The 19,156-nt window shown below is 63.5% G+C and carries 19 protein-coding genes; 10 read left to right on the top strand and 9 right to left on the bottom strand.

Features of this window, described 5'->3' with window-relative positions; translation table 11 throughout:
* Positions 1-8: 8 nt before the first annotated feature.
* The gene (locus BLT86_RS04310; protein WP_017677271.1) at positions 9-1,166 is read right to left on the bottom strand and encodes an aminotransferase-like domain-containing protein; all 1,158 of its coding nucleotides are present in this window, start codon (positions 1,164-1,166) and stop codon (positions 9-11) included.
* An 83-nt stretch (positions 1,167-1,249) separates the two neighbouring features.
* On the opposite strand from BLT86_RS04310, the gene BLT86_RS04305 reads away from it, so the two are divergent.
* The 4 genes from BLT86_RS04305 to BLT86_RS04290 all read left to right on the top strand — a co-directional run bounded on the left by BLT86_RS04305 (position 1,250) and on the right by BLT86_RS04290 (position 5,952).
* Complete coding sequence (locus tag BLT86_RS04305; RefSeq protein WP_017677272.1) at positions 1,250-1,771, top strand: MarR family winged helix-turn-helix transcriptional regulator; 522 nt, start codon at positions 1,250-1,252, stop codon at positions 1,769-1,771.
* 211 nt (positions 1,772-1,982) lie between these two features.
* Positions 1,983-2,507, top strand: a complete 525-nt coding sequence (locus tag BLT86_RS04300) for an RNA polymerase sigma factor (protein ID WP_017677273.1) — start codon at positions 1,983-1,985, stop codon at positions 2,505-2,507.
* Positions 2,504-3,463: a FecR domain-containing protein gene (locus BLT86_RS04295; RefSeq protein WP_017677274.1), complete on the top strand. Its 960-nt coding sequence runs from the start codon at positions 2,504-2,506 to the stop codon at positions 3,461-3,463. Before BLT86_RS04300 ends, BLT86_RS04295 begins: the two co-directional genes overlap by 4 nt.
* Before the next feature lie 80 nt (positions 3,464-3,543).
* Positions 3,544-5,952, top strand: coding sequence for a TonB-dependent siderophore receptor (locus BLT86_RS04290; RefSeq protein ID WP_017677275.1), 2,409 nt, complete (start codon positions 3,544-3,546; stop codon positions 5,950-5,952).
* A gap of 204 nt (positions 5,953-6,156) precedes the next feature.
* Here the strand turns inward: BLT86_RS04290 and BLT86_RS04285 are convergent, their stop codons facing one another.
* Entirely contained in the window at positions 6,157-6,804 is a 648-nt protein-coding gene (locus tag BLT86_RS04285; RefSeq protein WP_017677276.1) for a hypothetical protein, read from the bottom strand.
* Between the two features lie 143 nt (positions 6,805-6,947).
* Between BLT86_RS04285 and BLT86_RS04280 the strand changes: the two genes are divergently transcribed.
* Positions 6,948-7,559, top strand: coding sequence for a LysE family translocator (locus BLT86_RS04280; RefSeq protein WP_017677277.1), 612 nt, complete (start codon positions 6,948-6,950; stop codon positions 7,557-7,559).
* On the top strand, positions 7,559-8,749 hold the full coding sequence (locus BLT86_RS04275; protein WP_017677278.1) for a benzoate/H(+) symporter BenE family transporter: 1,191 nt from the start codon (positions 7,559-7,561) through the stop codon (positions 8,747-8,749). Before BLT86_RS04280 ends, BLT86_RS04275 begins: the two co-directional genes overlap by 1 nt.
* A gap of 87 nt (positions 8,750-8,836) precedes the next feature.
* Here BLT86_RS04275 and BLT86_RS04270 read toward each other — a convergent pair whose 3' ends face one another.
* The 5 genes from BLT86_RS04270 to BLT86_RS04250 all read right to left on the bottom strand — a co-directional run bounded on the left by BLT86_RS04270 (position 8,837) and on the right by BLT86_RS04250 (position 13,958).
* A complete protein-coding gene (locus BLT86_RS04270) occupies positions 8,837-9,733 on the bottom strand; it encodes a bile acid:sodium symporter family protein (RefSeq protein WP_017677279.1) in 897 nt (298 codons plus the stop codon).
* A gap of 112 nt (positions 9,734-9,845) precedes the next feature.
* Positions 9,846-10,607, bottom strand: coding sequence for an SDR family oxidoreductase (locus BLT86_RS04265; protein WP_017677280.1), 762 nt, complete (start codon positions 10,605-10,607; stop codon positions 9,846-9,848).
* A gap of 219 nt (positions 10,608-10,826) precedes the next feature.
* Positions 10,827-11,528: an orotidine-5'-phosphate decarboxylase gene (pyrF, locus tag BLT86_RS04260; RefSeq protein WP_017677281.1), complete on the bottom strand. Its 702-nt coding sequence runs from the start codon at positions 11,526-11,528 to the stop codon at positions 10,827-10,829.
* A 241-nt stretch (positions 11,529-11,769) separates the two neighbouring features.
* Complete coding sequence (locus BLT86_RS04255; RefSeq protein WP_086005923.1) at positions 11,770-12,687, bottom strand: response regulator; 918 nt, start codon at positions 12,685-12,687, stop codon at positions 11,770-11,772.
* Entirely contained in the window at positions 12,684-13,958 is a 1,275-nt protein-coding gene (locus BLT86_RS04250) for a sensor histidine kinase (RefSeq protein ID WP_169886830.1), read from the bottom strand. The genes BLT86_RS04255 and BLT86_RS04250 overlap by 4 nt, the downstream gene beginning before the upstream one ends.
* A gap of 261 nt (positions 13,959-14,219) precedes the next feature.
* Between BLT86_RS04250 and BLT86_RS04245 the strand changes: the two genes are divergently transcribed.
* The 4 genes from BLT86_RS04245 (at position 14,220) to BLT86_RS04230 (ending at position 17,449) form a co-directional block, all read left to right on the top strand.
* Complete coding sequence (locus tag BLT86_RS04245) at positions 14,220-15,614, top strand: ethanolamine ammonia-lyase subunit EutB (RefSeq protein WP_017677284.1); 1,395 nt, start codon at positions 14,220-14,222, stop codon at positions 15,612-15,614.
* Positions 15,614-16,378 carry an ethanolamine ammonia-lyase subunit EutC gene (gene eutC / locus BLT86_RS04240; protein WP_017677285.1) on the top strand — a complete coding sequence of 255 codons (765 nt, stop codon included), beginning with the start codon at positions 15,614-15,616 and terminating at the stop codon, positions 16,376-16,378. The genes BLT86_RS04245 and eutC overlap by 1 nt, the downstream gene beginning before the upstream one ends.
* A 56-nt stretch (positions 16,379-16,434) precedes the next feature.
* Complete coding sequence (locus BLT86_RS04235) at positions 16,435-16,608, top strand: DUF2897 family protein (RefSeq protein ID WP_003461005.1); 174 nt, start codon at positions 16,435-16,437, stop codon at positions 16,606-16,608.
* 82 nt (positions 16,609-16,690) lie between these two features.
* Positions 16,691-17,449, top strand: a complete 759-nt coding sequence (locus BLT86_RS04230; RefSeq protein WP_017677286.1) for a CPBP family intramembrane glutamic endopeptidase — start codon at positions 16,691-16,693, stop codon at positions 17,447-17,449.
* Here the strand turns inward: BLT86_RS04230 and BLT86_RS04225 are convergent.
* Together BLT86_RS04225 and BLT86_RS04220 are read right to left on the bottom strand one after the other, a co-directional pair.
* The gene (locus BLT86_RS04225; RefSeq protein ID WP_169886829.1) at positions 17,400-18,218 is read right to left on the bottom strand and encodes a substrate-binding periplasmic protein; all 819 of its coding nucleotides are present in this window, start codon (positions 18,216-18,218) and stop codon (positions 17,400-17,402) included. The two genes, BLT86_RS04230 and BLT86_RS04225, sit on opposite strands and share 50 nt — an antisense overlap.
* A 76-nt stretch (positions 18,219-18,294) precedes the next feature.
* Positions 18,295-19,104: a substrate-binding periplasmic protein gene (locus BLT86_RS04220; RefSeq protein WP_231976578.1), complete on the bottom strand. Its 810-nt coding sequence runs from the start codon at positions 19,102-19,104 to the stop codon at positions 18,295-18,297.
* Positions 19,105-19,156: the final 52 nt, after the last annotated feature.

Here is a 19,156-nt window from a genome sequence, read left to right as displayed (position 1 = left end):
ACAAGTCTCTACTTCGCCTGTGCCTCTTGAATTACCGTCGCCAACCGGCGCAGCCCCTCGCTCAGGCGCTCTGGCGCCACGTGGCTGAAGTTCAGTCGCAGGCGGCCTGGGTTGGCGTCCGGATCGATGAAGAACGGCTCGCCCGGCATGAAGGCGACGTTCTGCGCCAGCGCCGCGTCGAGCAGCGTGCGGGTGTCGAGCGGCTGCTTCAGGGTCAGCCAGAAGAACAGGCCACCCTGAGGGATCTGCCAGTCAGCCAGATCGCCGAAGTGCTCCAGCAGCGCAGTCTGCATGGCGTCGCGACGAATGCGGTAGAAGTCGCGCAGCTCGGCCAGGTGGCCGCGGTACTGCTCGCTGCCCAACCACTGCAGCGCCTGCCACTGACCGATGCGGTTGGTGTGCAGGTCAGCCGACTGCTTCAGGCGCAGCAGGTGCGGATACAGGTCCTTGGTGGCGATCAGGTAGCCCACACGCAGGCCCGGCAGTAGCGTCTTGGACACGGTGCCGGTGTAGATCCAGCTGGCCTTCTTGAGGCGGCTGACGATGGGGGTGGCGCTACCGGCATCGAACACCAGCTCGCGGTAAGGCTCGTCCTCGATCAGGGTCACGCCGAACTCGTCGAGCAGGGCCGCCACGGCTTCACGTTTGGCTTCGCTGTAACGGGTGCCAGACGGATTCTGGAAGGTCGGGATCAGGTAGGCGAAAGCCGGCTTGTGGTTTTCCAGACGCTGACGCAGAGCCGCCAGCTCGGGGCCGTCGGCCTCCTGCGGTACGCTGATGCAGTCGGCGCCGAACAGTTGAAAGGCCTGCAGGGCAGCCAGGTAAGTCGGCGCTTCGAGCAGCACTTCGGTGCCCGGATCGATGAACAGCTTGGACGCCAGGTCCAAGGTCTGCTGCGAGCCGCTAACGATCAGCACCTGGCTGGCATCGCAGGGTACGCCCAGGGCACGCGCCTCGGCAGCGATGGCCTCGCGCAGCGCCGGCTCACCTTCGCTCATGCCGTACTGGCCCATGCTCGCCGGCATCTCGGCCCAGTCCACCTTCGGCAGCATCGGCTCGGCCGGCAGGCCACCGGCAAAGGACATCACTTCTGGACGCTGCGCCGCGGCAAGAATTTCACGGATCAGGGAGCTTTTCAGGCGGGCGATGCGTTCGGAGAAGGCCATGGGATGTCCTGGGGTGCAAAAGTCGTTGGAATTAAGTCAAACTGCTTGACCGAAACTACGCCGCCGACCAGAGATACGTCAATATGACTGACCTAAAAAATTTCTCCGAGAAGTTTTTGACGTCACCCGCCGAGGGCACGCAGGCCGGCCGTCATGGGGCGCAGGTCATCAAGAATTCCGCCGCTCAGCAGGCCGCCATGGAAGCCTTCTTCTTCGGCTACCAGGCCTTCACTGCCAAGCCCGACGAGATGCTCGCCAAGCGCGGCCTGTCACGCGTGCATCACCGCATTCTGTTTTTCATCGCCAAGTACCCGGGCCTGAACATGACTGAGCTGCTGGGTTACCTGGGCGTGAGCAAGCAGGCGCTGAACATGCCGTTGCGCCAGCTGATCGAGATGAATCTGGTGCAGAGCGAGGCTGCCGCGGACGACAAACGCAAGCGTGTGCTCGGCTTCACCGCCGAAGGCGCCAAACTGGAACAGGCCCTGCGCCGCGAACAAGCACGCCTGCTACAGCGCGTGTTCGGCGAGATGAGCGAAGAGACCGTGCAGGGTTGGCTGGAAGTCAATCACGCCCTGGCCCGCAGCCGCCAGGAACGCACCTAAGCATCATCGTCACACTCCCCCGTAGGAGCGAGCTCTGCTCGCGAACCCGCGCCCTTTACGAGCCGCACTCGCTCCTGCATCCGCAATTTTCTTGCCGTCCTGCCCCTGCCCTTCGCGCCACCGGTCATGCCACGCCAACGCGTGATTGCACCCTGACACGACCTCTGCAATCATATGCGAATCATTATCACCTTAACTTAGATCTCGCGAGGTGCGCGTGTCGGTTCAGGATTCCAGCAATCAGCAGCTGGTCGGTCTGCTTTATCGCGATCACCGTGACTGGCTGTTCGGCTGGCTGCGCAAAAGCCTGAACTGCGCGCAGCGCGCCGAAGACCTGAGCCAGGACACCTTCGTCCGCCTGCTCGGTCGCGCCGACCTGCACAGCCCGCGCGAGCCCAGAGCCCTGCTTACCACCATCGCCAAGGGGCTGCTGGTCGACCAGTTTCGCCGCCATGCGCTGGAACGTACCTATCTGGAAGAACTCGCGCTGGCTCCGCAAGCCGTGCAACCCAGCCCGGAAGAACAGACCCTGGCCCTGGAGCAACTGGCCGAGATCGATCACCTGCTCGGTCAGCTGTCGAGCAAGGCACGCGCAGCGTTCCTCTATAACCGTCTGGATGGCCTCGGTCATGCCGAGATCGCCGAGCGCCTTGGCGTGTCCCCGTCGCGCGTGCGTCAATACCTCGCCCAGGGCCTGCGCCAGTGCTACATCGCGCTGTACGGAGCGCCGCAATGAGCCAGGTCTCGGCTCGCGTGCTCGACGAGGCCATCGCCTGGCAGCTGTGCCTGGACTCGGGCGAAGCCAGCGAGCAGCAACGCCACGACTTCACCGACTGGCTGGCCGCGCACCCGGAGCATGGCCTGGTCTGGCGACGCCTCGGCGGCATCGACCAGCAGCTTTCTGCCGCCAGCACGCCGATGGCACGACGCGCCCTGTTGCAGAGCAGCGTCAGCCGTCGCCGCAGCCTGCGCCGCCTTGGCGGTAGCGCCCTGGGTCTGCTGCTGGCCGCGGGCATAACGCTGGTGCTGCTGGCTCAGCAGCGCCCGCTTGGCGATTACCTAGCCGACTACCATACCGCCAGCGGAGAACAACGCGACCTGTTACTCGCCGACCGCAGCCAGGTGCGCCTCAACAGCCGCAGTGCGCTGGATATCGCATTCGACGACAACGAACGACGCCTGCACCTGCGCAGTGGCGAAATCCTGGTTCAGACCGCCAAGGGCGATACCCGCCCCTTCATCGTCGAAACGGAGCAGGGACGACTGCGTGCGTTGGGGACGCGATTCCTGGTCCGACGCGAAGGTACTGCGACCGAACTGATCGTGCTGCAGTCAGCGGTCGCTGCCAGGCCGCTGGCCGGCTCGCAGGAACGCATCATCCACAGCGGCGAACAGGTGCGCATGGACAGCCAGCACCTCAGCGACAGCCACCCAGCGCCCATCGGCGCCGACGCCTGGAGTCGCGGCATGCTGGTGGCGGACAACCTGCCCCTGCAACGCCTGATCGATCAGCTCGGCGAATACCGCAGTGGCTATCTGAGCCTCGACCCGAGCCTGGCCGGGCTGCGTATCAGCGGCAGCTTCCCACTGCACGACAGCGACAAGGCGCTGGCCGCTTTGGCGCTGAGCCTGCCCGTGCGCACCGAGCAATTGGGCCCCTGGTGGACTCGTGTGGTGCCGGCAGAAAAATAATTTTCTCCGCCCCTGTCATTTTTCTTTCCTGCTTCGGCAAAAGGACATTGAGATACATTAACTCTTAGGAGACGTTCGCAATGTCCTTCCGCCCTGCCCCTTTCCGCCACACGCTGTTGGCCCTGACCATCGCCTTTGCCGGCCATGCCGGGCTGGCCCATGCCGAGGTCTACCAACTGCCTTCCGGTCCTCTGGCAGCCACGCTCAACCAGATCGCCAGCCAGGCCGGCGTGACCCTGAGCATCGATCCAGCCCTGACCGAGGGCAAGAACTCGGCACCGGTCAGCGGCGACTACGAAGCCATCGAAGCCCTCAATCAGGCGCTGCGTGGCACCGGCCTGCAGCTGCAAGGCGGCAACGGCGGCGCCTACAGCCTGGCCCCTGCGGCAGAAGCAGCAATGGCACTGCCGGACGTGACCGTGACAGCCAGCGAACAGACCGCCGAGACCGCCTGGGGCCCAACCCGTGGTTATCTGGCCAACCGCACCGCGACCGGCACCAAGACCGACACGCCGCTGCTGGAAACCCCACGCTCGATCTCCGTCGCCACCCGCGAGCAGATGCAGGACCGCAAGGTGCAGAACCTCGATGACGCCGTGCGCTATATGCCGGGTGTCATCGCCAGCAGCTACGGCAGCGACAGCCGCGCCGACTGGATGAAAATCCGCGGTTTCGAACCGATCCAGATGCTCGACGGCCTGCCACTGCCCAAGGGCAGCTACGCCATGCCCAAACTGGAAACCTGGAACCTGGAACGCGTCGCCGTGCTGCGCGGCCCGGCCTCGGCAGTGTATGGCCAGACCCCGCCCGGCGGCCTGGTGGATGCCGTCAGCCGCCGCCCGCAGGCCGAAAGCAGCCATGAAGTGCAGGTGCAGGTTGGTAACTACAACCACAAGCAGATCAGCTTCGACAGCACCGGCAAGATCGACGATGAAGGTCGCTTTCTCTACCGTTTCAGCGGTACCGGCCGTGACAGTGGCACCGTTATCGAGCATATGGACGACCAGCGTTTCAACCTGGCGCCCAGCCTGACCTGGAACATTGCCGACGACAGCAAACTGACCTTCCTCAGCCAGTTCAACCGTGACGATACCGGCGGCACCAGCCAGTTCCTGCCGCTGCAAGGCACCAAGTTGAGCACCCCGGCCGGCAAGGTCGACTACCACAAGAACCTTGGCGACCCTGACTGGGAGTTCTACGACAAGACCTTCTATGCACTGGGCTATGCCTTCGAGCACCGCATCAACGATATCTGGCAGTTCAATCAGAACCTGCGCTACAGCAAGCTTGAGCTGGATAACCAGATCATCACGGCCGGTGGCTGGGCCACCGCCGTCGCTGACGACGGTACGGTTGCGCGTGGTGCCAACGTGTATGACGAAAACATCAGCCACTTCGCCGTGGACAACAACTTCCAGGCCGATTTCAACACCGGTGCAATCGGGCACACCCTGCTGCTGGGCCTCGACTACCTGCGCGTCGAGACCGATTACCGCTGGCTGTACGGTACTGCGCCGAGTAGCAACATCATCCGCCCGATTTATGGCCAGGACTTCAGTGGTATCAGCTACACGGCCTTCCAGGACTACAACCAGAAACGCAGAAACACGGGCCTCTATCTGCAGGACCAGATGGCACTCGACGCCTGGCGCCTGACCCTAGGCGGCCGCTGGGATCGCTTGGACACCGACTCGGTGTTCCACAACGCCAACGATGCCAGGGACAGCCGCCGCGACAGCCAATTCAGCGGCAATGCGGCGCTGAGCTACGTGTTCGATTCCGGTTTCACGCCTTATGTGTCCTATGCCGAATCCTTCCAGGCCGAAGCAGGCGGCAACGGCGGCGCGGCGTTCAAACCCAGCACCGGCAAGCAGTACGAGCTGGGCATCAAGTATCAACCGCCGGGCAGCGACATGCTGTTCACCGCTGCCGTCTATGACCTGACGCGGCAAAACATCGTGACCACCAACATCGCCGGGGCCACCGAGCCGGTGAGCGAGGTAGAGGTACGTGGCCTGGAGCTGGAGGCTACCGGTAACATCACCGAGAACCTCAGCCTGACCGCCTCCTACAGCTACACCAACAGCAAGATGACCGAGGTCGGTGACCCGCGCGACAAGAACCGCGCCCTGCCGCTGATCCCCGAGCATCAGGCATCGATCTGGGCCGACTATGACTGGAACCAGGGTGTGCTGGCGGGTTTCGGCATCGGTTTTGGCGCCCGCTTCGTCGGCTCCACCGACAACATAGCCGTCGGCAGCATGGGCTTCGTCCGTGATCCTTCCGACGGCCACAGCAGCGCCTATACCGTCTACGACGCCGCGGTGCGTTACGACCTCGGCCAGCTCGACGCCAACCTGCGTGGCGCCAGCGTATCGCTCAACGCCAACAACCTGTTCGACAAGGAATACCTGGCCACCTGCGATGGTTTCTACTGCTATGCCGGCGACCCACGCCGGGTCACAGCCAGTCTCGACTACAAATGGTGACCACCCGAAGGGCTAATGCCTGTCAGTCAAACGTAGAAAAATGACTGTGTAGGAGCCAGCTTGCTGGCGATCAAGCGTCTCGGCGAGCACCAGGCTCATAGAGGCAAAGCATCGCCGGCAAGCCGGCTCCTACAGGTCTGTAGCGCTGCCCCCGCGGTGATTTGGCCTTGTGCCCATCAGGCGGCTCTTGCCGTTTGGACGCAGTCAGTCCGCAACCCCCTGCAACTCGGCAGCGCCCTTGAAGAACACCAGCATCAGCGCCACGCCGGCCCCAAGCAACGGCAGCAACGCCACCAGCATCAACAGCACGCTGGCCAGCATCAGCCCACCAACGATATCGAGCCAGGCCATCACTTTCAGCGCCGGATAGGGACTTTGCAGCTTGAGCAACCGTATCCCCAGCCAGGTGGTGCATATGCCCATAAGACCCAACAGCGCCATATAGCCGATGGTCTGCCAGTCCAATCCGGCGAACAATTGGTCACCGAAAAGCATGTCCACTGCCTCCAACAGCAGCGTCACCGCAAGCAGCAACCAGATCGGTACACTGAGGTTGCGCGCGAAAAAGCGGGCTTCGGCAAAGGCTTTGAAGCGCAGCAGCAGGTAGCAGCCGAGTAACGCCAGCGCCAGGCTAAGCCAGCCGGTGTAGGTAAACAGCAGTTCAGCTTCATCCGCCTCCAGCAGGGCTCCGGCAAATGTAAGCCCGACCACCAGCGCGTTGGCTACCACCGAGACCAGCGCCAGCCAGCCCAGCACCTGCAGTTGCCTGGCGCTCCAACCTGGCAACGACTGTACGCCCGCGCTGTCGAGCAACTCCACCTGCGGCGCACTGTAGGGATTGTCTGGTTGCATCGCCTTTATCCTTGCTCGGCAAAAAGCCGAGGCTAACCATCCAGGCAGCGCTTGACCAGACTGTACGGTTCAACCCACCGGTGGCTGTACCGCGACGGCGTGGCGGCCGCGCAATAGGCTTTGCCAGTCACCGGAGAACGACCATGTCCACCGAACTGCTGCTCGCCTTCATCGCCTTCGCCTTCGTCACCTCGGTGACGCCCGGCCCCAACAACATGATGCTACTCGCCTCCGGGGTGAACTTCGGCGTGCGCCGCAGCATTCCACACATGCTCGGCATCAGCCTGGGCTTCATGCTGCTGGTGGCTGCCGTGGGCCTGGGCCTCGGCCAGGTGTTCCAACGCCTGCCGGTGCTGCACGATGTACTGCGCTATGTCGGCGCCGCGTACCTGCTTTATCTGGCCTGGAAGATCGCCCAGTCCGGCGCACCGCAGAGCCGCGAGAATCCAGAGGCCAAGCCGTTCACCTTCATCCAGGCGGCGGCCTTTCAGTGGGTCAACCCCAAGGCATGGATCATGGCCATCGGCGCCATCACCACCTACACGCCGCAGGATGGCTTCTTCAGCAACGTACTGTTGATCGCCGCCCTGTTTGCCCTGGTCAACTGCCCCAGCGTGGGGTTGTGGACCGTCGCCGGCAGTATGCTGCGCAAGTGGCTGGACAACCCGCGCGCGCTACGCGCCTTCAACATCGGCATGGCGCTGCTGCTGGTCGCCTCGCTCTACCCCATCATCGTCGACACTGGAATGTTCTGATGCAAGACGCCGCCCCTACTCGTCTGCGCCCACTGGCGGACACCTCCACCTCGGCCGTGGTCGCTGGCTTCATCGCCATGCTCACCGGCTACACCAGTTCCCTGGTGCTGATGTTCCAGGCTGGCCAGGCTGCCGGCCTCACTGCAGGGCAGATTTCCTCGTGGATCTGGGCGCTGTCGATCGGCATGGCGCTGTGCTGCATTGTGCTCTCGCTGCGTTATCGCGCGCCGGTGATGATCGCCTGGTCCACCCCTGGCGCTGCGCTGCTGATCACCAGCCTGCCGCAGGTCTCCTACGGTGAGGCCATTGGTGCCTACATCCTGGCCTCGGGGCTGATCGTACTGATCGGTCTGACCGGCACCTTCGACCGCCTGATGCGCCGTATACCAGGCTCCATCGCCGCCGCGCTGCTGGCCGGTGTGTTGTTCAAGATCGGCCTGGAAATCTGCGTGGCCGCCGAGCAACAGCCCTTTCTGGTGATCGCCATGCTGCTTGCCTACCTGCTCGGCAAGCGCCTGTGGCCGCGTTACTCGGTGCTCTCTGCGCTGATCGTCGGCAGCGTGCTGGCCGCGGTCTTCGGCCTCCTGGACTTCAGCGATTTCCAGTTGCAACTGGCCACGCCTGAATGGACCACGCCGAGCTTCTCGCTGGCCGCCGCCATCAGCATCGGTATTCCGCTGTTCATCGTCGCCATGGCCTCGCAGAACCTGCCGGGCATGGCCGTTCTACGCGCCAATGGCTATGACGTGCCGGCCTCACCGCTGCTGACCAGCACTGGCCTGGTATCGATCCTGATGGCGCCGTTCGGCAGCCATGGCATTCATATGGCCGCCATCAGCGCCGCCATCTGTGCCGGCCCTGAAGCTCATGAAGACCCGCGCAAGCGCTACACCGCAGCGGTCTGGTGCGGGGTGTTCTACGCCATCGCCGGCATCTTCGGCGCCACCCTGGCTTCGCTGTTCGCGGCGCTGCCGGCGGCGTTGATCCTGTCAATCGCCGCGCTGGCACTGTTCGCCTCGATCATCGGCGGCCTGACCCAAGCCATGAGCGAGCCCAACGAGCGCGAAGCGGCGCTGATCACCTTCCTGGTCACCGCCTCCGGCATGACCCTGGCGGGCGTCGGCTCGGCATTCTGGGGCATAGTCGCTGGCCTACTGACCCTGGCCGTGCTGAACTGGGGCAAGCGCTAACTCCGATGCAATCTGGGCTACGAGCGGTAGGGTGCGCCGTGCGCACCACTGGATAACAGCGTGTTCAAGCGGTGCGCACGGCGCACCCTACTGTTCAGCCACCGTTTCGTGAGCAAGCTCTGCGCCATGCACACGGTTGACCCACAGGCCGAACAACGCCGCCGTGATGAACATGATCAGGCTGTAGATGGCCGCGGGAATGGCCATGGTCGGGTTGTTCAGCAGCGCCGGGCTCAGCGCCAGGGCGATGGCCAGGGTGCCGTTGTGGATGCCGATCTCCATGGCGATGGCGATGGCCTGACGCAGATTGAGCTTGAGCAGCCTGGGCACGCAGTAGCCCACCGCCATGCTCAGCAGGTTGAAGGCCAGCGCCGCGCCGCCCACCGCAGGCGCGTAATCGACGAAGGTGCGCCAGTCCTTGGCCACCGCCAACAGGATGATCAGCAGCAGGAACAACGCCGAGATGATCTTCACCGGCTTCTGCATGCGCTCGGCAAAGCCCGGAAAACGACTGCGCAGCCACATGCCGATGGCCACCGGCCCGAGGACGATTGCGAATACCTGCACCACCTTGGCGAACTGCAGAGGGATGGCCTGATCGGCCGACATGAAGTAGGCCAGCGACAGATTGACGATCAGCGGCATGGTCAGAATCGCGATCACCGAGTTGACCGCGGTGAGGGTGATATTCAACGCCACGTCGCCGTGAGCCAGATGACTGTAGAGATTGGCGGTGGTGCCACCCGGCGAGGCAGCCAACAGCATCAGGCCGACGGCCAGGGCCGGCGCCAGACCGAACAATTTGGCCAGGAAGAAGCACGCCAGCGGCAACAGCAGCAGCTGGCAAGCCAGGCCGATCAACACCGGTTTGGGGAATTTGGCTACGCGGGCGAAATCGGCCAGGCTCAGTGACAGACCAAGCCCGAGCATGATGATGCCCAGCGCAGCGGGAAGGAAAAACGTCAGCAAGGGATCGGCGGTCATTATTGTTATCGCTCCAGTTGAACCTGGCAGGATTGTGCTGAGTCAGGACCACTGCTGACAGTGGCCCTGCGAGCCAACCTTAGCCTGCTTGCAGACTACCGGGCTAGAGCCTTTATATTGCTGTGGCCCCGCCATCCACGGCCAATGCCTGACCAGTGGTGAATGCTGCGTGGTCGCTGCACAGATAGAGCACGGCAGCCGCGATCTCCTCGACCTTGCCGATGCGCCCGACCGGGTGCATGGCGGCGGCGAACTCCGCCTTCTTCGGATCCGCCTCATAGGCGCGGCGGAACATGTCGGTGTCGATCACCGCCGGGCAGACCGCGTTTACCCGCACCTTCTTCTTGGCGTACTCGATCGCCGCCGATTTGGTCAGGCCGATCACCGCATGCTTGGAGGCGGCGTAGATGCTCATCTTCGGCGCGGCACCCAGGCCGGCCACCGAAGCGGTGTTGACGATGGCACCACCGCCCTGGGCCAGCAGCAAGGGGATCTGGTGCTTCATGCACAGCCACACACCCTTGACGTTGACGCCCATGATGGCGTCGAACTCGGCTTCGTTACCGTCGGCCAGCTTGCCCTTCTCGATTTCGATACCGGCGTTGTTGAAGGCATAGTCCAGGCGGCCGTACTGCGCCACGGTCGCATCCATCAGCGCCTTGACTTCGGCATCGCGGGTCACGTCGCAACGCACGAAGCAGGCCTCGCCGCCGGCCGCGCGAATCAGCTCGACGGTGCCCTCGCCACCGGCCACGTCGACATCGGAAACCACCACCTTGAGCCCTTCGGCAGCGAAGGCCTGGGCGGTGGCACGGCCAATACCGGCTGCTGCACCGGTGACCAGGGCGACCTGGCCGGAAAACGTCATGCTCATGTCTGCTTCCTCGCAGCGATTCTTGTTGAATTGGCGAGGAGTCTAGCCAGCAAGCCAGACGGTGAGCAGCACTATCAGGCTCTGGAGTGAAGGGTCATGCAGGGCGCTGATGGCGACTCCACCAGCGCGGCGTCGCGATCAGCGGGTAGCCCGGATGAAATCCGGGACAGATCGGACGGCATACCAGCCCCCCCCCGGATTTCATCCGGGCTACAGGGCTCAGGCGCGCAGTTCGGCAACCACCACTGCCAGCGCCTGCGCCGGATCGGCAGCCTGGCTGATCGGGCGGCCGATAACCAGATAATCGGAGCCGGCCTCCAGCGCCTGGCGAGGGGTGAGGATGCGCTTCTGGTCGTCGGCGTTGCTGCCGGCGGGACGAATGCCCGGCGTGACCAGTTGCAGACGCGGCTGCGCGACCTTCAGAGCCTGCGCCTCCTGCGCCGAGCAGACCAGGCCGTCAAGCCCGGCATCGGCAGCCAGGCCGGCCAGGCGCAGTACCTGCTCCTGCGGCGGCACGTCCAGGCCGATGCCGGCCAGGTCCTGCTGTTCCATGCTGGTCAGCACTGTCACGCCGATCAGCAGTGGCTTGGCGCCAGCCAGCTTGTCCAGCTCGTTACGACAGGCCGCCATCATGCGCAGGCCGCCGGAGCAGTGCACGTTGACCATCCACACGCCCAGCTCCGCCGCGGCCTTGACCGCCATCGCCGTGGTGTTGGGGATGTCGTGGAATTTCAGATCGAGAAACAGCTCGAAGCCCTTGGCCTGCAACGCCTCGACCACTTGTGGGCCGCTACGGGTGAACAGCTCCTTGCCGACCTTGACCCGACACAGCGCCGGATCGAGCTGATCGGCCAGCGCCAGAGCAGCATCACGGCTGGGAAAGTCGAGGGCGACGATGATCGGGGTTTGGCAGACAGGCATGGGGTGGGTCTCGAACAGGATGAAAAACGCCGCGCATTGTAGCGCAAAGCATCCGATCACTGGTCGCGGCCGAAGTCCCTGTCCAGGGCAATCGCGCTATGCGTTCGAGGACCCGAGGATGCTGCATCGGTAGGGCGGGTGAAACCCGCCAATAGCCTCTGGCGGGTTTCACCCGCCCTACGAATCTGGCATTGCCCCGTAGGAGCGGCTTCAGCCGCGAAAGCTCAGGGTGGCCAAACGATCAGGCTATCAGCCGCTCACGCAGGCGCCCGAGCATGCCCATCAGGCTGCCCACTTTCTCCTGCTCACGCTCGTCACGCGGCACCTCGGCCAGGCGAGTGACCACCTGCTGTGGTTGAGCACGCCAGATCAGCGCCTGCTCGGCAGCGGCCTTCAAGCCCTTCTCGAACAGACCACGACGAATCGGCTTGGGCAGGTAGCGGAAGATCTGCGCCTCATTGACCAGACGCAGCAGCGCCTGGGTGTCCTGAAAGGGTGTGACCACCAGGCTGAGCAGACGCGGGTGGGCTTGCGCCAGGGTCTTGAGCAACGGCGCGGTGTCTTCGCCGGCCAGCTTGAGGTCACTGACCAGAATGTCCACGTTCTCGTTGTTGAGCATCAACATCGCCTCGGCCAGGTTGCGGGCACGTAGCAGGTTGTGGCCGCCCGCAACGCAGAACTCGCCGACGACACTGAGCGTGTCCGGCTCATCGTCGAGCGACAGCAGCGTCAGCGGCGCGCTCAGCTTCTCACTGGCAACAGCCTGCAAAGGCTGCGCCTGGCGCACCGCAAGCTCTGCCGCCTGACGCAGGGTGAAGGCCATTTCCTGCTGGTCCCAGGGTTTGGTCAAGTAGCGGAAGATGCCGCCGTTGTTCAACGCCTCCACCGCGGCATCCAGATCGGAATAGCCAGTCAGCAGGATGCGCAGGGTATTCGGCGCGATCTCGCGAGCTTCGGCCAGCAGCTGCGCGCCGCTCATCTGCGGCATGCGCTGGTCACTGACCAGCACGTGAATGTGCTCCTCACGCAGGCGCCGCAGGGCGCGCAACGGGTCGCTCTCGGTCAGCACCTCGTAGTGGCGGCGAAACTGCAGGGCGAGACTGCGCAGAATGCGCTCCTCGTCATCGACGAAGAGAATGCGAACGGGTGCGGACATCAGGCGCTCCTTTTAATGGCGACAGTAGCGGGCAGCGGCAGGCTGATCAGAAAACGCGTGCCACGCCCTGGCTCGGAGGCGACGCGAATGCGGCCGCCGTGGTCCTGGACGATCTTGTAGCTGATGGACAACCCGAGGCCGGTGCCTTGGCCGACCGGCTTGGTGGTGAAGAAAGGATCGAAGATCTTCGCCATGACTTCCGGCGGCATGCCACGGCCATTGTCCTGCAGCGAGACATGGATGCCCTCGGCATCGGCCCAGCTGCGAATCTGGATACGCCCGCTGCCATCGATGGCCTGGGCAGCGTTGGTCAACAGGTTGAGCAGCACCTGGTTGATCTGCGAGGGCGCGCAGGCGATACGCGGCAGCTCGCCGAGCTGCTGCACCACTTCGGCCTTGTCCTTGATGTGGTTGCGCGCGATCAGCAGCGCGCTGCGGATGCAGTCATTGAGGTCGACCTCCTCGCTCATGGCACGGTCGAGACGGGCGAAATCCTTCAGGCCCACCACCAACTCGCCAATCTGCTCCAGGCCATACAGGGTGTCGCCATACAGCTGCTGCAGATCCTCGGCCAGCAGCTCCGGCGCTGCCTGCTGGCGAGCCTGTTCGGCGGCCTGCAGGGCCTGGCTCAGGCTCGCCTCGTCACAGTCGGGGTCGTTCAGGCACTGGCCCAGGCGTGCCTGTGCGGCGGCGAGTTCGAACAGTGGCTCACTCAATTCACGCAGCAGTTGCACGTTGTTCTTCACGTAGCCCAGCGGCGTGTTCAACTCGTGGGCGACGCCGGCGACCATCTGCCCGAGCGACGCCATCTTCTCCGACTGCAGCAACTGCGCCTGAGACTCCTTGAGATCCACCAGCGCCTGACGCAGTACGCGGTTGCGCTGGGCGACGCGCGCTTCCATAGCCTTGAGCAGATCCAGCACCGTACCCAGACCGCAGTATTCGCCCTTGGCATCGATCAGGACGAAGTCCTCGGTGATCGGGTATTGCAGCTGGGCGGTGACCTGCTTGGAAGCCTCTTCCAGACTGGCTTCCAGGCTGACGATCAGCGGCGCGTCGTTCATCACCTCGCCAACCGGATGACGACCGCGCAGGTCGCGCCCGAAGCGCTGCATGAAGATGTCCTGCAGGGTGGCGCGACTGACCAGGCCGAGTGGCCGGTTGTTCTCGTCCACCACCGGCAGGGAGAGAAAGGCGCGGTGTTCAGCCGCCAGAAACAGATCGGCGACCTCGTTGATGCTCATCGACGCAGCGAGCGGCTTCACGGCTCGCATCAGCGATTGCAGCGCTCTGGCTTGGGTCACGAACGGCCTCCCCTGCTATCGGAAAGCCGTCATTCAAACAGCGCCAAGTTGCCATCATGTGACAGACATCACGCTGCCGGCGCGCCACCCTGGTGCGCCAGACCCGCCTCCGCACCATTTTCCAGCTCCTGAGATAGCCAGCCTGCTTCTACGGAGCGCCAATCTCGGGCGGCCGGCCCTCTGGCATGAGCACTGCACGGCAAGCACATCCTTTTGCAGCAGGTTGCAGCCATGCCCTATCAAACCACCATCGGCAGCCTGGTCTACCGCTTCGCCGACCTCAAGACGCTGTTGGCCAAGGCCAGCCCGGCGCGCTCCGGCGATTATCTGGCAGGGCTGGCCGCTGCTACCTACGAAGAGCGCATGGCGGCCAAGCTGGCCCTGGCCGAGGTGCCGCTCAAGCGCTTTCTCGACGAGGCACTGATTGCCTACGAGCAGGACGAAGTCACGCGCCTGATCATCGACCGACATGACACCGCCGCCTTCGCCCCGATCAGCCACCTCACGGTCGGCGACCTGCGCGACTGGCTGCTGCTGGAGAAGACCGACAGCGCGCGCCTGGCTGCCGTGGCCGCCGGGCTGACGCCGGAGATGGTTGCAGCCGTGAGCAAGCTAATGCGCAATCAGGACCTGATTCTGGTGGCGCGCAAATGCCAGGTGATCAGCCGCTTTCGCAACACCCTGGGCCTGCCCGGCCACCTTGCTGTGCGCCTGCAGCCCAATCACCCCACCGACGACGTGCGCGGCATCGCCGCCAGCATGCTCGACGGCCTGCTGTATGGCTCCGGCGACGCCACGGTCGGTATCAACCCGGCCAGCGATTCGCTGCCGACGCTGATGCGCCTCTGGCAGATGATGGACGAGGTGCGCCAGCACTTCGAAATCCCCATGCAGAGCTGCGTGCTCACCCACGTCACCACGCAAATCCAGGCCATCGAGGCCGGCGCGCCGATCGACCTGGTGTTCCAGTCCATCGCCGGCACCGAAGCCACCAACGCCGGCTTCGGCGTATCCCTGGCAATCCTGCGTGAAGCCCATGAAGCCGCGCTTTCACTCGGTCGCGGCACCTTAGGGGATAACGTGATGTACTTCGAGACCGGCCAGGGCAGCGCGCTGTCGGCCGGCGGTCATCATGGTGTCGACCAGCAGACCTGCGAGGCTCGCGCCTATGCCGTGGCCCGCGAGTTCCGCCCGCTGCTGGTCAATACCGTGGTCGGTTTCATCGGCCCGGAATACCTCTACGACGGCAAGCAGATCATCCGCGCCGGCCTGGAAGACCACTTCTGCGCCAAGCTGCTCGGTCTGCCGATGGGCTGTGACGTCTGCTACACCAACCACGCCGAAGCCGATCAGGACGACATGGACAGCCTGCTCACCCTGCTCGGCGCAGCCGGCATCAACTTCATCATGGGTATCCCGGGTGCCGACGACATCATGCTCAACTACCAGAGCACTTCGTTCCACGATGCACTGTACCTGCGCAACGTCCTGGGCCTGAAACGCGCACCGGAATTCGATGCCTGGCTGGCGCGCATGGCCATTACCGAGCCTAGCGGCCGCCTGCGCGAAATCGGCCGTGGCCACCACCTGCTCAAGCAACTGCCGCACATATCGGGAGCCGCGTGATGACCAATGATCTGATTCAGCAAAATCCCTGGGACGAACTGCGCGCGCATACCTCGGCACGCATAGCGCTCGGCCGCGTCGGCTGCAGCCTGCCCACCCGCGAGGTGCTCAAATTCGGCCTGGCCCATGCCCAGGCGCGCGATGCGGTGCATCGTCCGCTGGACTTCGGCGAACTCAAGCATCAGTTGCATACGGCAGGCTTTCGTACCCTGAAAGTACGCAGCAACGCCGAGGACCGGCAAACCTACCTGCTGCGTCCAGATCACGGCCGCCACCTGCACGGCGACTGCCGCGTGCAGTTGCAACACGAACTGCCCGCACCGGAAATCGCTATCGTGCTGGCCGATGGCTTGTCGGCCGTCGCCGTGCAGCGCCATGCCCTGCCGCTGTTGCAAGCTTTTCGCGAACGCTTTGACACCGACTGGGCCAACACCCCGGTGGTGCTTGCCGAACAGGGCCGCGTGGCGATTGGCGACGGCATCGGCGAAGCGCTACGTGCACGCCTGGTGATCGTGATGATCGGCGAGCGCCCTGGTCTGACCTCGCCGGACAGCCTCGGCCTGTATCTGACCTACGCGCCGCGGGTGGGCTGCCTGGACAGCGCGCGCAACTGCATCTCCAACGTACGTCCCGAGGGCCTGCCTTACCAGCTGGCGGCACACAAACTCGACTACCTGGCGCGCCAGGCGCTGCGCCTGCAACTGAGTGGCGTGCAGCTCAAGGACGACAGCAACCTGCAGCCGGTGGCGCTACAGGCCGACTGACAAGACCCGGCACGCGGGTTATGGTGATAACTTCATTGCCCCCATGAGGAGTCATCATGCCCTGGTACGTCTGGCTGCTGCTGGTTCTGGTGTTTGGCTCAGTGATCGGTAGCCTGCTGGTGCTGCGCAGCAGTGCCAAGAAAATGCCCCTGAGCGAAGACCAGCTCGAACGCATGCGTAAACGCGCCATCGAGCAGGAAGCCAAGGACGCGCGCGAGCGTCAGCGCTAAACGCCCTCGTCCCGCCAGGTAACGCCAAGACTGCCCGCAACGCAGCCTGCTAGACTGCGCGCCTTCTCAAGGAGGAGGTGCCATGCCCCTGCACTTGCGCTTGCTGCTCCCCGCTCTGACCCTGGCCCTGGGCACCGGCCTGGGTTTCATCCAACCCGTCGGCCTGCTGCTGGGCAGCGCATTCGTCATTGTCCTGCTGGCCGGACAATCGCATCTGCCAAACTGGCTATGGCTACCTCTGATTCTGCTTGGCGGAATCGCCCTGGCGGCGCACCTCATACCCGGTTTCAGCCCTTGGCAGTTGTGGCAGCCACGTCTCATCAGTGCTGATGCGGCGCCCTATGGCCTGCGCCTGTCCTGGGACAAACTGCTGCTGGGTAGCGCCCTGCTCGCCTGGTGGCTGGGGCAGCCACGCAGACCCGTGCTTTCGCTGAAAAATGCCTGGCTGACGTGCATCACCACCCTGCTGCTGGTGCCGCTGCTGGCCATGGCGCTGGGCCTGGTCACCTGGCAACCCAAATGGCCGCAGGGTCTGCTGTTGTGGCTGGCGGTCAATCTCTGCGTGGCGGTGCTGGCGGAGGAATTGCTCTTTCGCGGTCTGCTACAGACCGCTCTGATCAAGCGCCTGGGCATCTGGCCCGGCTTGCTGTTGACGGCCGGCTTGTTCGGCGCGGCCCATCTGCCTTTCAGCGCGCTATTTGCCGTGGTGGCGACCTGCGCTGGCCTCGGTTATGGCCTGGCCTTTCACTACAGCGGCCGCCTGAGCCTGGCCATCGCGCTGCACACAGCGGTCAATCTGCTGCATATTCTGTTGCTGAGCTATCCGTTACGTCTTGCGTGACGGCAATGCGGTAAGGCGAGAAGATGCGTTGCAGCTCGCCCTTCTCCCGCAACTGCTCGAGCAAGGCAGCGAAGCGTTCGGGAGTTATCGGCGCACCGGCGCGAATCATCGCATGATGTCGATAGACCTGATCGATACGCTCGGAGATCAGTAACTGGCGTGCATAATCGCGATTGCGCTCAAGGAAGTCATAGAGATTGGAGCGAGTGACCAATGCGACATCGGCGCGCCCGCGTATCACCATCAGCAGGTTGCTGTCGTGAGAGTGACCGAGGTTGGCGTTGAAGGTGGTGGTCAGGAACTCCGGATCGCTGTTGAACTGGGCAAATCCGTAGTGATAACCGCGATAGAGCGCCAGGCGCTTGCCTTCGAGCTGTTCGAAGTAACTCTGGTCGCGCAGCGCCTCGTTCCTGGCAACGAACAACTCAGCATCTTCCAGCCTCATATCGACAGCTTCAGCGTCGATGTCCTGCCATCCCCATTGCGGATTCTCGAAAATCGCCATGTCGATACGCCCGCGCTGCAGGTCACTGAAACGACGCACGATGGCGGTGGGCAACATGGTGAAGTGGTATTCGCTCTGCTCTCGGTTGAGCGCTTCGAGCAGTTGCGGTAGCAAGCCACTCGAGTCGTGCACGTTGGACTTGATCACATAGGGGGGAAAGTGCGCGCCACCGACCTTGACCACGTCGGCCGCATAGAGAGAATCCGCTAGCAAGAGACACAAGGCACCCAAACATCCATGAATCCAGCACCGCGCATGCCGCATCTCGAGTCCCCAAAAAATTCCTTCTCTTAGTGTGGTGCACACTACTCCAGTCTCTCCTGACCGACCAGATGGATTTTCACTGCACTGACACTTTGTAGCCCAATGTCAGACGATAGCGCCCAAGTAGCTTCGATAATTCTCCACTGGCCTGCAGCCGGTTCAACAACTCGGCAACTTCAGCCGGGCTCAGCGGCCCCTTGGGCCGCAGCAGCACCTGATGGTGATAGAACTGATCCAGCCGATCGGAAACCAGCAACTCGGGCAGCATTTCCGGATGCCGATCCAGAAACAGCTCTAGGTACGAGCGCGTCACCACGGCGATATCGACGCGCCGCGCCAGCAGCATGCGCAGGTTGCTATCGTGGGAATAGGTCAACAGCGCATTGAATGTGCGCGCGAGATAATCAGGGTCGGCATCGAAACTGGCAAAACCATAGTGATAGCCGTTGTAGAGCGCCATGCGCTTGTCGTTGAAATCCTCGAAATAGTCTTGTCCACGCCCCGGCTCCGCCGCGGCGACATAGACTTCCGCATCATCGATATCCAGTCCCAAGGCCAGGTATGAAGTGCCCTGCCACCCCCAGCGACTGGACTCGAAGAACATCAGATCGAAGCGGCCGCTCTCGAGGTCGCGGTAACGGCGGGTCGCCGAGGTCGGCACCAGGACGAAACGGTATTGCTGCTGCGCCGCATTGAGCGCGCGTAACAACTCGGGCACCAAGCCTTGCGGATAAGGTGATTCGGGTTTGTCCAGATATGGCGGGAAGTGATAACCACCGACACGCACCTCCTGCAGGGCAAGGGCAGCAGGCACATGCAACAGCGAAAGACTGCACAACAGGCAAAAGGCTAGTGCGCGCAAACTCGACCTCTCGTCACGGATCACAACGCGGGAACACCCCAGCGCCCGTGTTCGAGCCGAAAACCGGCAGTTGCTC

Origin of the sequence: Pseudomonas sihuiensis (assembly GCF_900106015.1) — a bacterium.
In the GTDB taxonomy this organism is placed as follows: domain Bacteria; phylum Pseudomonadota; class Gammaproteobacteria; order Pseudomonadales; family Pseudomonadaceae; genus Aquipseudomonas; species Aquipseudomonas sihuiensis.
This window is presented reverse-complemented; position numbering and strand designations above follow the sequence as displayed.

Excerpts from the sequence above, each read along its gene's own strand:
- BLT86_RS04245 (WP_017677284.1), top strand. The coding sequence starts at position 14,220 with ATGCCCTATCAAACCACCATCGGCAGCCTGGTCTACCGCTTCGCCGAC.
- BLT86_RS04225 (WP_169886829.1), bottom strand. The coding sequence starts at position 18,218 with ATGCGGCATGCGCGGTGCTGGATTCATGGATGTTTGGGTGCCTTGTGT.
- BLT86_RS04265 (WP_017677280.1), bottom strand. The coding sequence starts at position 10,607 with ATGAGCATGACGTTTTCCGGCCAGGTCGCCCTGGTCACCGGTGCAGCA.
- BLT86_RS04295 (WP_017677274.1), top strand. The coding sequence starts at position 2,504 with ATGAGCCAGGTCTCGGCTCGCGTGCTCGACGAGGCCATCGCCTGGCAG.
- BLT86_RS04275 (WP_017677278.1), top strand. The coding sequence starts at position 7,559 with ATGCAAGACGCCGCCCCTACTCGTCTGCGCCCACTGGCGGACACCTCC.
- BLT86_RS04285 (WP_017677276.1), bottom strand. The coding sequence starts at position 6,804 with ATGCAACCAGACAATCCCTACAGTGCGCCGCAGGTGGAGTTGCTCGAC.
- eutC (WP_017677285.1), top strand. The coding sequence starts at position 15,614 with ATGACCAATGATCTGATTCAGCAAAATCCCTGGGACGAACTGCGCGCG.
- BLT86_RS04280 (WP_017677277.1), top strand. The coding sequence starts at position 6,948 with ATGTCCACCGAACTGCTGCTCGCCTTCATCGCCTTCGCCTTCGTCACC.
- pyrF (WP_017677281.1), bottom strand. The coding sequence starts at position 11,528 with ATGCCTGTCTGCCAAACCCCGATCATCGTCGCCCTCGACTTTCCCAGC.
- BLT86_RS04270 (WP_017677279.1), bottom strand. The coding sequence starts at position 9,733 with ATGACCGCCGATCCCTTGCTGACGTTTTTCCTTCCCGCTGCGCTGGGC.
- BLT86_RS04235 (WP_003461005.1), top strand. The coding sequence starts at position 16,435 with ATGCCCTGGTACGTCTGGCTGCTGCTGGTTCTGGTGTTTGGCTCAGTG.
- BLT86_RS04310 (WP_017677271.1), bottom strand. The coding sequence starts at position 1,166 with ATGGCCTTCTCCGAACGCATCGCCCGCCTGAAAAGCTCCCTGATCCGT.
- BLT86_RS04250 (WP_169886830.1), bottom strand. The coding sequence starts at position 13,958 with ATGCGAGCCGTGAAGCCGCTCGCTGCGTCGATGAGCATCAACGAGGTC.
- BLT86_RS04230 (WP_017677286.1), top strand. The coding sequence starts at position 16,691 with ATGCCCCTGCACTTGCGCTTGCTGCTCCCCGCTCTGACCCTGGCCCTG.
- BLT86_RS04290 (WP_017677275.1), top strand. The coding sequence starts at position 3,544 with ATGTCCTTCCGCCCTGCCCCTTTCCGCCACACGCTGTTGGCCCTGACC.
- BLT86_RS04305 (WP_017677272.1), top strand. The coding sequence starts at position 1,250 with ATGACTGACCTAAAAAATTTCTCCGAGAAGTTTTTGACGTCACCCGCC.